Raw genomic sequence first — 11,536 nt, forward strand, 5'->3', positions numbered from 1 at the left:
GCAAGCGTGCGGGAATAGCTCAGTGGTAGAGCATCGCCTTGCCAAGGCGAGGGTCGCGAGTTCGAATCTCGTTTCCCGCTCCAGTTTCTTGGAGCAGAAGTGTGACAGCGGTCGCGAGCTGGAGCGCCAGCCCGGTCGAATCTCGTTTCCCGCTCCAGATTTTGGAGTCGAAGAAGTTGTGGTGGAGGTCGCGAGCCGATACGTCGGTCCGGTGGAACGCCACCCGATCAAATCCCGTTTCTCGCTCCAGATTGCGTCCCATTCGTCTAGTGGTCCAGGACACCGCCCTTTCACGGCGGTAACAGGGGTTCGAACCCCCTATGGGACGCCACTTGCTTGCCGGCCAGCTTCAGATAAGCGGGAATAGCTCAGTGGTAGAGCATCGCCTTGCCAAGGCGAGGGTCGCGAGTTCGAATCTCGTTTCCCGCTCCAAGATTTTGCGTTGCAGGAAGGGTAGTCGAGGGTCGCGAGCTGGAACGCCAGCCCGGTCGAATCCTGTTTCCCGCTCCAATCTCCCCCTCCGCCAGTCGACGATGCGACCTTCGGCGCCGAGTCCGTCAATCATTGATTTTTCGTGCGCCGCCCGCATATCAGTCACCCTTTGTCGCGCAATCGCGCTGGCGTACCCGATGATCGTCTGAAGACAAGGGCGTTTTATGACAGTACCTGCACTGGCCATCCGGGGCCTGACCAAGGTCTACGGTAATGGCTTTCATGCCTTGAAGGGTATCGATCTGGATGTGCCCCAGGGCGATTTCTTTGCCTTGCTGGGCCCCAACGGTGCCGGCAAGTCGACCACGCTGGGCATCGTCTGTTCGCTGGTCCAGAAGACGGCCGGCGAGGTGTCCATCTACGGTATCGACATCGACCGGGATTTCGCCAAGGCGAAATACCATCTCGGCGTGGTGCCCCAGGAATTCAACTTTTCCCAGTTCGAGAAGGTCGAGGACATCATCCTCTCCCAGGCCGGCTACTACGGCATGTCGCTGCGCGAGGCCAAGCCGCGCTGCGATCAGTTGCTCAAGGACCTGGGGCTCTGGGACAAGCGCAACGGCCCGGCGCGCATGCTCTCCGGCGGCATGAAGCGCCGCTTGATGATCGCCCGTGCCCTAATCCACCGGCCGCGGCTGCTGATCCTCGACGAGCCCACCGCCGGCGTGGACATCGAGCTGCGCCGCAGCATGTGGGACTACATGCGGCGCATCAACCGTGAGGAGGGCACCACCATCATCCTCACCACGCATTACCTCGAGGAAGCCGAGAGCCTGTGTCGCAATATCGCGATCATCAACAACGGCGAAATCGTCAAGAACACCTCGGTGCGTGACCTGCTGACCGAGCTGGATACCGAGACCTTCCTGCTCGACCTGGCGGCGCCGATCGAGCGCGCACCCGAGCTCGACGGCTTCGAGATCGAGCAGGTCGACCGCGCCCAGCTGGCGCTGTCTCTGCGCAAGGGGCAGCGCCTCAATGCGGCGTTCTCGCAACTCAGCGAGCTGGGCATCGACGTCGTGTCGATGCGCAACAGGGCCAACCGCCTCGAGGAGCTGTTCGTGTCCATGGTCAAGGACGACAACGCCCGGGCCGGGGCGAATCGGGCCGCCACGCCGAGCGAGGAGACGCCGTCATGAATCCACGCCAGATCCTGGTCGCGCTGTGGACGCTGGTGGTCAAGGAGGTACGCCGTTTCACGCGTATCTGGCCGCAGACCCTGCTGCCGCCGTCGATCACCATGACCATGTACTTCATCATCTTCGGCAACCTGATCGGCTCGCGGGTCGGCGAGATGGACGGCTTCGACTACATGGCCTACATCGTCCCCGGGCTGATCATGATGTCGGTGATCACCAACAGCTACTCCAACGTGGCTTCGTCGTTCTTCTCCAACAAGTTCCAGCGCAGCGTGGAGGAGATGATGGTCTCGCCGATGCCCAACTGGGTGATCCTCGGCGGTTTCGTCCTCGGCGGCATGGCCCGTGGCCTGGGCGTCGGTCTGATCGTGACCCTGGTGTCGCTGTTCTTCACCGACTTGTCGATCTATCACCCACTGGTGACCGTGGGCGTGGTGACCATGACCGCCACGCTGTTTGCCATCGGCGGTTTCATCAACGCGCTGCTGGCCAACAAGTTCGACGACATCTCGATCGTGCCGATCTTCGTGCTGACGCCGTTGACCTACCTGGGCGGCGTGTTCTACTCGATCGACATGCTCCCGGACTTCTGGCAGGGCGTGTCGATGGTCAATCCGATCCTCTACATGGTCAACGCCTTCCGCTACGGCATCCTGGGGGTGTCGGACATCCCGGTGGCCGGTGCGCTGATCGCCGTGGCGCTGTTCATCGTCGTCTTCTTCCTGCTCGCGCTGTGGATGCTCGAGCGCGGCAAGGGCATCAGGAGCTGACCATGGCGCACCGCCCCGATACCCTGACGGGCGCCCCGCTGGGGCGCGAGTCCACCTATCCCGAGCGCTACGACCCCGGGCTGCTGTTCGCCATTCCGCGTGCCGCCAACCGGGCGCCGCTGGGCATCGCAGCGGGCGACCTGCCGTTCGTCGGCGAGGACGAGTGGCATGCCTTCGAACTCTCCTGGCTCGATGCGCGCGGCAAACCGGTGGTTGCCGTGGCGCGATTCCGGCTGCCGGCGGACTCGCCGAACCTGATCGAGTCCAAGTCCTGGAAGCTCTATCTCAACGGCTTCAACCAGACCCGCTTCGACAGCCGCGAGCGCGTCGTCGCCACGCTGCGGCGCGATCTCGGCGACGCCGCCGGGCGGCCGGTCAGCGTCGACCTGCTCGCCGTGGACGATGCCGAGCTGGCGCCGCGGGCCTTGCCCGGCGAGTGCATCGATGGGCTGGAGATCGCCGTCGACGACTACATCCCCAATGCCGACCTCCTGCGGGCCGGACCCGATAGCGTCGCAGAGACCCTGCACTCGCATCTGCTCAAGTCCAACTGCCCGGTGACCGGCCAGCCCGACTGGGGCAGCGTGCTGATTCGTTACCGGGGGCCGCGGCTCGATCGCGAGGGCCTGCTGCGCTACCTGATCGGCTTTCGCCAGCATCAGGATTTCCACGAGCATTGCGTCGAGCACATCTTCACCGACCTGATGGAGCGCGCCAGTCCCGAGCGCCTGCTGGTGATGGCGCGCTACGTGCGTCGCGGCGGGCTGGACATCAGCCCCTGGCGCGCCACGCCCGGCGAAACACCGCCCTTGCCGTTGCGCCTGGCGCGGCAGTGAACGAATACGATACATTGTCGAGAAAGGTTCTCGTTTATAGGAGGTTGTGCCATGGAGGCGATGCGCCTGCTTCATGAACGCCGCTCGATGGGCAAGCTGGCCGGGCCCGCACCGTCTCGCGAGCAGCTCGACGCCCTCTATCGTGCCGCCCTGCGGGCCCCCGACCACAAGGAACTCACGCCCTGGCGCTTCATCGAGTTCAGCGGCGAAGGCATCGACCGCCTCGGCGAGCTTTTCGCCGAGGGGGAGGCGCGCAAGAACCCCGATCTCGACGCGTCGCATCTGGATTCCATCCGCAAGAAGCCCAAGCGCGCGCCCCTGATCATCGCGGTGATCGCCAGGGTCACGCCCGACCTGCCCAAGGTGCCGGCCGTCGAGCAGGTGCTCTCGGCGGGCTGCGCCGCGCACGCCATGCTGCTGGCCGCCCAGGCGCAGGGGCTGGGCGCGATGTGGCGGACCGGCACCTTCGCCTTCGATCCGGTGGTCCGCGAGGGACTCGGGCTCGGCGAACACGACGAGATCGTCGCCTTTCTCTACCTCGGTCAGCCGGGCGGTCGCTTTCCGCCGATCCCCGAGCGCGATCCGGCCGATTTCGTCGAACGCTGGGACTGAACCGCGATGCGTCGCCCCGGTCAGCCCTTCGCGCATCCGCCGTTGCCCCACGACGCCAAGGCCGAGGACCTCGCCGCTTTCCAGGCCTGGCTGGAGCAGGCGATTCCGCTGGTCGGGCACCTGGGGCTGCAATCCATGGCCTGGGAGGACGACGCCCTTGTCTGGCAGCTACGGCTCGCGCCCAACCTCAACGACAAGGGCAGCGGCTTCGGCGGGTCGCTGGCCGCCCAGGCCACGTTGATCGGCTGGACCTGGACGACGCTCTGGCTGCGGGCGCGTGGGCGCCGTCAGGATGTCGTCGTCGCCCACGCCAGCCAGCGCTATCTGGCCCCGGTCACGGCGGACTACCGACTGATCTGCCGGCCACAGACGGCGCAGGGCGCCAGCGACCTGCAAGCCAGCCTGCGCGAGCGTGGCAAGGGGCGCCTGGCGCTGGCGCAACAGCTGTACGTCGGTGACACCCTGTGCTTCCAGGCGGAGGGCGATTACGCCGTGCTCCCGGCATGAATCCGGAAATCCGCTTGCAATCGCGAGGTTAGCTCGTTAACATGTGCGCCGTTCTGATGCAGAGGCCGCCGGCCAAAGCGCGGGACGACAAGTTGCGGAGGGGTGTCCGAGTGGTCGAAGGAGCACGCCTGGAAAGTGTGTAAGTCGAAAGGCTTCGAGGGTTCGAATCCCTCCCCCTCCGCCACAGAATATAGAGAAGCCGCTGATTTCAGCGGCTTTTTCTTTTTCTATACCCTCTCAGCCCATACTTCAGCCCATACTTTGTGTCTGGCTTTCACTGGCCTTCCCAGGACGCTGTTGGACAGTGTGTCCTTCTGCTGTCCCCCTCACGCCTTCCATTTTCTCGATGTTGCTACCACCCACCTTGGTCGGTCGCCTCCTAGTTCAGGCATGACAGGCCGTACCTCTCTCAGGTAGTGTCGACCTAAGTGTTATGAGAACGACTAGGCCCGGGAAGTGGCGATGTCAGATTTTTCTTCATATGCATCCACGATGCAGGAAGGCAATCCCCTAGAGCGTCAGGATGGCCGGGAACTGCGTATTCCCGCTGCTCGTGCACGGCGAGCGCTGCATCAAGCGCGTGCAGCGCGTCGCCAGCGTCGCCTGGCTGCTGATCAGCGACAACCCGCGCTATGATCAAGCCGCAGGGTATGAAGGACGTGGAGATCCTGGGGCGGTGTGAGATTCGGATTGGAGAAATAAATTAAAGAGTCGTAGAAGCTCAAAAAAATATAATAAATTACTGGTGACGCAAGGGAGAGGGTATGAACCAAGCTGTAAATGTCTTGACTGGCAATTTTCCTTTTGAAGGTGTGATTATAGAGAAGTTGATGATCCACCATGTGTTTGCGCCAGCCGAGGATAAAACTCGGGTGCCGCCTGCAATTAAAGAGCATTTTATTAATTTGAATGCTGAAGAGAAGTCGGCTCTTCAAAGCCGTGTGACTGCCGCGCTTGGCAATAAGTCCCATGGCATTGAGATGAGCATTGATCAGGCGGATGAAGGGAGTTTTTTTCAAATTGCAGCAGAAATGCTGCACTGTGATGTAGACCGCTTTATTGAGCTTTCAGAAGTTTTAGCAAATAATTTGACTGATGCTCTGACGAGAAAGATTCCGGGTGGAGTTATGGCGATCATCTCTGGGCGGGTTGGTGAGCATGCCAGACCGTTTGTCTCAGTGATAAAAGCAGAGTTTCAAGATGGATTTACCACTGAGGCTGTAGATGATCAAACGGTAGCTTTGAACTATGTTAGAGACATTTTTCTTACTGAAGCTCAGAAGCTCTATAAGATTGGCTGCTTAGTTGAGACTGTTTCGGCCCCTCCGGAAAATGGAAGGTATAATAAATCAAATTATAGAGCGTTTTTGTTCGATCATTTGCTGACCAGTGTTGAGACGCGAACTGCAGCTTCATATTTTTATAATACTTTTCTTGGCATGGGGATTAGCTCTTCTTCCAAAAAGCTAACGCAAAATTTTTATGAGTATACTGTTGACTACATCAACTCTCTAGATGTTGATGAAGGTAAGAAATTTGATTATGTAGAGTCGTTGCGGGCAGAGCTTAAAAGTCAAACTGCTATCGTTAGTTCAGCAGATTTTGCCGAAAAGTATCTTGAAGAAGATCACTCTGAAGCCTATGTTGATTACATGCAGGATCGAGGCTTCCCTCAGGGTGGCGTTGAGAAGGATGTAGAGTATATTGAGTCTAAGCTCAGGAAGAAAAGAAAGGTCAATTTCACCTCGGGCATTTCCATAACGGGGCCTTCTGATGACTTCCAGAACTTGGTTACAGTAGAAGAGCGTGGTGACAATGATACTTTAGTTAGGGAAACGCTGCACAAATCCCGCCACAGCTGCCTGGCAGCCGTCGGCGGGGTAAAATCTGGCCACCCTGTCACCACCTGACCGAGCCACCCGATGAAGCAGATCTCTTTCGCCCAGGCAGAGCACCAGAACAAGAAGAAAGTGACCCGCCGCGAGCGGTTCCTGGCCCAGATGGAGGCGCTGGTGCCTTGGCAACGGCTCATCGACGCGCTGTCGCCGTCCTACTTCCCGAATGCAGAGGGCAAGCGCGGCCGTCCGCCCATCGGCCTGGAGCGCATGCTGCGGATCTACTTCTTGCAACAGTGGTATGCGCTCGCCGACGAGGCGCTCGAAGATGCGATCTACGATAGCCAGGCGATGCGTGACTTCGTGGGTATCGATTTGGCCATCGAGAGCGTACCGGACGCGACCACGCTGCTGCGCTTCCGTCATCTGTTGGAGAAGCATGCGCTGACCCAGCGGATCTTCGAAGAGATCAACGCCCACTTGGCTGAGCAGGGCCTGTTCATGCGCGAGGGCACCATCGTCGACGCCACCATCGTGGCAGCGGCTCCTTCCACCAAGAACAAGGCCAAGCAGCGCGATCCGGAGATGAAGCAGACCAAGAAGGGCAACCAGTGGTACTTCGGCCTGAAGGCCCATATCGGCGTCGATGCCGTCACCGGACTGACTCACAGTGTCGTCGCGACCTCGGCCAACGTCGCCGATGTCACCATGGCCGGTGCTCTGGTCCGGGAGGATGACAAGCGGGTATACGGCGACGCGGGTTACACCGGCATGTGGAAGCATCTCGACGAAGAGAAGGATGCCCCGGATTCCAAGTGCTGCGTTGCCGCCAAGCGCGGCGCGATCAAGAAGATGGACGACAGCCCGATGAAAACGCTCCTCCTGGCAATCGAGAAGGCCAAGGCCAGCATCCGCGCCAAGGTCGAGCACCCGTTTCATGTCATCAAGAACCTCTTCGGCTACCGGAAGGTTCGCTACAAAGGGCTGGCCAAGAACCAGGCGCAGCTGTTCACCCTGTTCGCCCTCGGCAACCTGGTGCTGGCGAGAAGGTGCGAGGGGGATGCCGACGGGGCCAGTGTGTCTTGAATTTGGCTTGGCAGCCGGAAAACCGGCTGCCAAGAAAAACGGGCCACTTGAAGTGGTCATGTAATGACCGCTGAGACGATGATCGGGCCAGACTGAACGGTTCAGCCGCGCAGAGCCGATTTATTCAGTGGTTCCTTAGCTCCGGCTTGAATCATGCTGTCACTGTTCAGGTCGGGGACTTCGATGTCTTCCGCACCGGCCTCCACGGATGCATGCATGGTGGAGTGTAGTATTGGCTCGACAAATGGAAGGTGTTCTTCCGTTGCGGCTACATTGTAAATGCCGCTGAAAACAACAGTTGCTCCTCCGGTGATGAGGAGTAGCATGGTGATGATTCCACCCAGCACCATCTTAAACATTTTTTATCCATCCTGTTTGATTTTTCAGCATCATGTCGGCTAGTAGCCTACTAGGTGAGTTGATGGAAGATGTTGTGCATTTCGTTATAAATCGTTCGGCTTTAATGTTTGACGTCTCTCGCCTTGCAAGTTTGATTCTTTAGCTTCCGCTGGACTATCAAGTTGTTGTGGGTGTGCTAGTTGTTGCCAGAAAGCGTTTGATCCGGCTTCTGCATCAATTCCTAAGGTGGCTCGCTGCTATAAGCGTTACGAAACTGTAAGAAAGGGAAAAAGGGTGTCAGCATGGTAAAGAATTGATAGTTGTGTGAATGTTGTTGTCCTGATTTGGCAGTGGCCGCTCAGGTGTCTTTATATTTACCTTTCCAAAGCTTCATATCCTGCCGAGTTTCTCCAGCACAATCAAGCCTAGCCCTGATACCTCAGAGGCTATCCATCAGGAATCTTTCCGGGCATATAGAGGTGCTCCCTCACCATGCTTCAAGTGGCCCGGATGAAGACCTATATGGATGCCCATCTCATACCGCATGGTCGAGCCCTGTTGTCGAACGTCTCCAAGAGGGGGGCTTCGGACAGAGAAAATCGGCCAGGCTCATTACCTATCTGCGGGTGGTCTACAGCTGGGTGCTCCGTTGACCGGGAAGAAGGCAATGGATGTCAGCAGCCATCCAGGGCATCCAAGTGGAGGCAGTGAGCAGATCATACCAAAGCCAGAACGAGGTTATTGTCTAACCCTGCCCAACGCTGTATGCTCCTCAGCCTACTCAAGGTTGTGTGCTCGTCTTCATGACACTCGTTCGCCGTATAGTGTTCATTTTGTTCGCTTTCGTCCTGATTCCCGTCTCGGGTCAGGCGAACCTCATCGCGGACATTGAAGAATGCAGCCACGCCGCTCAGGCAGCGTCGGTGGCAGAGCAGGGTGGCGCCTCCTGTGACATGCCTGACACCTCGAGTCAGCCAGACTGCAGCGGGGAAATGGACTGCCATTCCAGTGCCATCTTCGAGCTCTCTGCCAGCAAGACGCTGCCGACCCTGGCCCGTTCATCCATGATCCAGCTCATGGACGGCTTTTTCCCGCTGCGATCCCCCGGCGTGATCTGGCACCCTCCCAAAGCCTGATTCCCTCGTTCTCTTAGCTTTTGCGAGTCAACACTCGCGGGCGACTTGTGCGGCGGCCGCCGCGTCAATGAACGTGCAGGAATCCATCCATGATGTACCAACTTTGGTTCAGGCGCCCTGTGGCGGCTGTCCTGGCTTCCCTTGTGCTTGCCTCCCCCGGCGCCATGGCGTTGTCTCTGGAGGGCACCCTCGAGGCAGCCCTCGACCGTTCCCCCTCGCTCGGCGCGCGCACCGAGCTTGTTGACGCTGCCGAGCACGCCATCATTCCCGCTGGCGAGTTGCCGGACCCCAAGCTGAACCTCGGTCTGCGAAACATCCCGGTGGAAGGTCCCGATCAATGGCGCCTTCAAGAGGACCGGATGTCGATGCAATCCATCGGCCTGGTCCAGCCGGTACCCAGCCGGGCCAAGCGTGATGCCCGAGTGGACCAGGCGGAAGCCGGCCTCTCCGTGGCCAGGGCGAATCGTGAACTCGCCGAACTCGACATTCGCCTGGGGGCCGCCGAGGCGTGGATTCGCGGTTTCGCCGTGAAGCAGCGCCTGCGGCTGCTCGATGAGCTGTACCGGGAAAATCGGCTTCTCAAGGAAGCCACGAGAGCCCGGCTTTCCGGCGGAGGTGGACTGGCTGCCGAGAGCGTCATTCCCGAGCAGGAGAAGTTGCTCCTGGACGAGCGGCAGGATCAGCTTGAACGCAATCGCGCCGTATCGAAGCTCAATCTCGCGCGATGGCTCGGCGAGGACACCGATCTATCCGTAACCGGTGAATGGCCCCGTTGGACCATTGCGGATGACCAGATCCTCGATGCCTTGCCCAGCCACCCCCAACTGAAAGTGGTGGAAGCCCGTCAGGGGGCGGCCGCGGCCGAGCTGGCGCTGGCCACTGCCGCCAAGTCGCCGGATTGGTCATGGGGGGTGGACTACCAGCACCGGGATGATGCGTTCGGGGACATGGTAAGCCTCCGCGTGTCGGTCGACCTGCCGTTGTTCTCCCGGTCGCGCCAGGATCCGATGATCGACGCCCGCGAGCGAGGCCTGTCATCGGTGCAACACGATTATCAGGACACTCGCCAGGTCCTCCTGGCAAGCGCCAGAACCCAGCTTGCCGAGCATGACCGCCTCGTTCGCGCGATCGAGCGTCTCGATAGTGGCCTGCTCCCTCTCGCCGAAAGGAAGGTCAGTCTCACGCTGGCCGACTACCGGGCAGCCAGCGGGACGCTCCAGAGCGTCATCAACGCTCGCCGTGAACTGATCGATCTGCGCATGCGGCGCATTGACCTGCAAGAGCAAAAGGCTCTCGTGGCGTCGTCGCTGTACCTGACCTATGGAGGGGCCTTCCAATGATGAAGTCCATGAAACGCCTTGCCGTCCTGGTGGCCACAGCAGCTGCGTTGGGGGCAGCGGGCATCCCTACCGCACTGGCGACAGTCGATGATGCCGGGCGTGAGGTGCTCTACTGGTACGACCCGATGTACCCGCAGCAGAAGTTCGACGCCCCTGGCCCATCGCCCTTCATGGACATGGACCTGGTGCCCCGCTATGCGGATGAGTCCACCGGGGCGAGTGTCAACATCGATGCCTCCATCGTTCAGAACCTCGGCATTCGTACCGGCAAGGTCGCCCGGGAGACGCTGGACGATACCACTGAGGCCACCGGCATCCTGGCATTCAATGCCCGTGACCTGGCCATTGTGCAGACCCGTAGCGGCGGGTTTGTCGAGCGCGTCTACGGGCTGTCCCCTGATGACGTCGTGGAGAAGGGCGCCCCCCTGGTTGATCTGCTGGTTCCCGAGTGGCTGGCCGCACAGGAGGAGTACCTCGCCATGCGGCAGCTCCAAGAGCCGGAGCTGACGGCCGCGGCTCGCCAGCGGATGCGGATTGCCGGCATGCCGCTGGACCTGATCGAGCGTCTGGAGCGGACAGGGATGCCGCAGACCACCTGGACCATCACCAGCCCGGTCGACGGCGTCATCACCTCGCTGTCCGTGCGGGAGGGGATGACCCTTGCCCAGGGCAGCCCCGTCGCCGAGATCAATGGGCTGAACACGGTCTGGCTGGAAGTGGCGGTGCCGGAGGCGCAAGCCGGTGCACTGGCGGCGGGTGGCAGCGTTGAAGCTCAGCTCCCAGCGTTTCCCGGGGTGTCGTTCGACGGGGTGATCCAGTCCGTCCTGCCCAGGACCAATGCCGACAGCCGCACCGTCCGTGTCCGGGTCGAACTCCCCAACGCCGAACAGCGCCTGCGCCCGGGAATGACGGCCAATGTCGCGCTCAATCACCACGCCAGCGAGGCGCTGGTCGTGCCCGGCGATGCGGTCATCCGCACCGGCCACAGGACCCTGGTGATGCTGGCCGCTGGGGACGGTCGCTATCAGCCGGCCGAGGTCCTGGTTGGCCGCGAGGGGGTCGGCAAGACCGAGATCATCGAAGGCCTCCAAGAGGGGCAGGAGATTGTCACGTCAGGGCAGTTCCTGCTCGACTCCGAAGCCAGCCTGCGTGGACTGGAAGCCCGTTCCCTGGAGGAGGGGAAAGCGATGCAGCTCCATGAAGCGGAGGGCGTCATCGAAGGGATCATGGGCGACATGATCACGCTCAACCACGGGCCGTTCGAGTCCCTCAACATGCCGGGCATGACCATGCCGTTCATGGTGGGCAACCGGGCCCTGCTTGAGGATGTGCCGGTGGGCGCGCAGGTCCGAGTGGGCGTCACCCAGACGGATCTTGGCCTCATCGTCGAGAAGATCGAGCTCCTCGACAGCCAGGCCCATTCCGGCCATGGAGGGCACTGAAC

The 11,536-nt window shown here is 60.5% G+C and carries 12 protein-coding genes and 4 tRNA genes; 15 read left to right on the forward strand and 1 reads right to left on the reverse strand.

The genetic code is table 11. From position 1 onward, the window contains the following. The first annotated feature begins 8 nt into the window (after positions 1-8). The 12 genes from KGR00_RS04555 (at position 9) to KGR00_RS04610 (ending at position 7,277) form a co-directional block, all read left to right on the forward strand. A tRNA-Gly gene (locus KGR00_RS04555) sits at positions 9-83 on the forward strand. Positions 84-255: 172 nt separating this feature from the next. Next, positions 256-331, forward strand: a tRNA-Glu gene (locus KGR00_RS04560). A gap of 26 nt (positions 332-357) precedes the next feature. Next, a tRNA-Gly gene (locus tag KGR00_RS04565) sits at positions 358-432 on the forward strand. Positions 433-656: 224 nt separating this feature from the next. Continuing rightward, positions 657-1,631 (forward strand): ABC transporter ATP-binding protein, encoded by a 975-nt coding sequence (locus KGR00_RS04570; protein WP_129140175.1) that lies wholly within the window; start codon positions 657-659, stop codon positions 1,629-1,631. Then, positions 1,628-2,401, forward strand: a complete 774-nt coding sequence (locus KGR00_RS04575; RefSeq protein WP_129140174.1) for an ABC transporter permease — start codon at positions 1,628-1,630, stop codon at positions 2,399-2,401. Before KGR00_RS04570 ends, KGR00_RS04575 begins: the two co-directional genes overlap by 4 nt. Before the next feature lie 2 nt (positions 2,402-2,403). Further along, positions 2,404-3,237 carry an NADPH-dependent 7-cyano-7-deazaguanine reductase QueF gene (gene queF, locus KGR00_RS04580; protein ID WP_224417517.1) on the forward strand — a complete coding sequence of 278 codons (834 nt, stop codon included), beginning with the start codon at positions 2,404-2,406 and terminating at the stop codon, positions 3,235-3,237. 51 nt (positions 3,238-3,288) lie between these two features. Then, on the forward strand, positions 3,289-3,849 hold the full coding sequence (locus KGR00_RS04585) for a nitroreductase family protein (RefSeq protein WP_224417516.1): 561 nt from the start codon (positions 3,289-3,291) through the stop codon (positions 3,847-3,849). A 6-nt stretch (positions 3,850-3,855) separates the two neighbouring features. Then, positions 3,856-4,356 carry a YiiD C-terminal domain-containing protein gene (locus KGR00_RS04590; RefSeq protein ID WP_224417515.1) on the forward strand — a complete coding sequence of 167 codons (501 nt, stop codon included), beginning with the start codon at positions 3,856-3,858 and terminating at the stop codon, positions 4,354-4,356. 96 nt (positions 4,357-4,452) lie between these two features. Beyond that, positions 4,453-4,540 (forward strand) — tRNA-Ser (locus tag KGR00_RS04595). A 339-nt stretch (positions 4,541-4,879) separates the two neighbouring features. Beyond that, positions 4,880-5,038, forward strand: coding sequence for a hypothetical protein (locus tag KGR00_RS04600; protein ID WP_162500852.1), 159 nt, complete (start codon positions 4,880-4,882; stop codon positions 5,036-5,038). 82 nt (positions 5,039-5,120) lie between these two features. Next, positions 5,121-6,266, forward strand: coding sequence for a nucleoid-associated protein (locus KGR00_RS04605; protein WP_224417514.1), 1,146 nt, complete (start codon positions 5,121-5,123; stop codon positions 6,264-6,266). Positions 6,267-6,278: 12 nt separating this feature from the next. Then, positions 6,279-7,277, forward strand: a complete 999-nt coding sequence (locus tag KGR00_RS04610; RefSeq protein ID WP_169956362.1) for an IS5 family transposase — start codon at positions 6,279-6,281, stop codon at positions 7,275-7,277. 101 nt (positions 7,278-7,378) lie between these two features. Here the strand turns inward: KGR00_RS04610 and KGR00_RS04615 are convergent, their stop codons facing one another. Continuing rightward, on the reverse strand, positions 7,379-7,636 hold the full coding sequence (locus KGR00_RS04615) for a hypothetical protein (RefSeq protein WP_224417513.1): 258 nt from the start codon (positions 7,634-7,636) through the stop codon (positions 7,379-7,381). A 783-nt stretch (positions 7,637-8,419) separates the two neighbouring features. Here KGR00_RS04615 and KGR00_RS04620 point away from each other — a divergent pair. From KGR00_RS04620 to KGR00_RS04630, 3 genes are all read left to right on the forward strand, one after another. Further along, on the forward strand, positions 8,420-8,752 hold the full coding sequence (locus tag KGR00_RS04620; RefSeq protein WP_224417512.1) for a hypothetical protein: 333 nt from the start codon (positions 8,420-8,422) through the stop codon (positions 8,750-8,752). Positions 8,753-8,841: 89 nt separating this feature from the next. Further along, positions 8,842-10,092 (forward strand): TolC family protein, encoded by a 1,251-nt coding sequence (locus KGR00_RS04625; RefSeq protein WP_129140141.1) that lies wholly within the window; start codon positions 8,842-8,844, stop codon positions 10,090-10,092. Beyond that, complete coding sequence (locus KGR00_RS04630; protein ID WP_129140140.1) at positions 10,089-11,534, forward strand: efflux RND transporter periplasmic adaptor subunit; 1,446 nt, start codon at positions 10,089-10,091, stop codon at positions 11,532-11,534. Before KGR00_RS04625 ends, KGR00_RS04630 begins: the two co-directional genes overlap by 4 nt. Positions 11,535-11,536 lie beyond the last annotated feature (2 nt).

This window comes from Modicisalibacter sp. MOD 31.J (genome assembly GCF_020147985.1).
GTDB classification, from domain to species: Bacteria; Pseudomonadota; Gammaproteobacteria; order Pseudomonadales; family Halomonadaceae; genus Modicisalibacter; species Modicisalibacter coralii.

Excerpts from the sequence above, each read along its gene's own strand:
- KGR00_RS04570 (WP_129140175.1), top strand. The coding sequence starts at position 657 with ATGACAGTACCTGCACTGGCCATCCGGGGCCTGACCAAGGTCTACGGT.
- KGR00_RS04575 (WP_129140174.1), top strand. The coding sequence starts at position 1,628 with ATGAATCCACGCCAGATCCTGGTCGCGCTGTGGACGCTGGTGGTCAAG.
- queF (WP_224417517.1), top strand. The coding sequence starts at position 2,404 with ATGGCGCACCGCCCCGATACCCTGACGGGCGCCCCGCTGGGGCGCGAG.
- KGR00_RS04585 (WP_224417516.1), top strand. The coding sequence starts at position 3,289 with ATGGAGGCGATGCGCCTGCTTCATGAACGCCGCTCGATGGGCAAGCTG.
- KGR00_RS04590 (WP_224417515.1), top strand. The coding sequence starts at position 3,856 with ATGCGTCGCCCCGGTCAGCCCTTCGCGCATCCGCCGTTGCCCCACGAC.
- KGR00_RS04600 (WP_162500852.1), top strand. The coding sequence starts at position 4,880 with ATGGCCGGGAACTGCGTATTCCCGCTGCTCGTGCACGGCGAGCGCTGC.
- KGR00_RS04605 (WP_224417514.1), top strand. The coding sequence starts at position 5,121 with ATGAACCAAGCTGTAAATGTCTTGACTGGCAATTTTCCTTTTGAAGGT.
- KGR00_RS04610 (WP_169956362.1), top strand. The coding sequence starts at position 6,279 with ATGAAGCAGATCTCTTTCGCCCAGGCAGAGCACCAGAACAAGAAGAAA.
- KGR00_RS04615 (WP_224417513.1), bottom strand. The coding sequence starts at position 7,636 with ATGTTTAAGATGGTGCTGGGTGGAATCATCACCATGCTACTCCTCATC.
- KGR00_RS04620 (WP_224417512.1), top strand. The coding sequence starts at position 8,420 with ATGACACTCGTTCGCCGTATAGTGTTCATTTTGTTCGCTTTCGTCCTG.
- KGR00_RS04625 (WP_129140141.1), top strand. The coding sequence starts at position 8,842 with ATGATGTACCAACTTTGGTTCAGGCGCCCTGTGGCGGCTGTCCTGGCT.
- KGR00_RS04630 (WP_129140140.1), top strand. The coding sequence starts at position 10,089 with ATGATGAAGTCCATGAAACGCCTTGCCGTCCTGGTGGCCACAGCAGCT.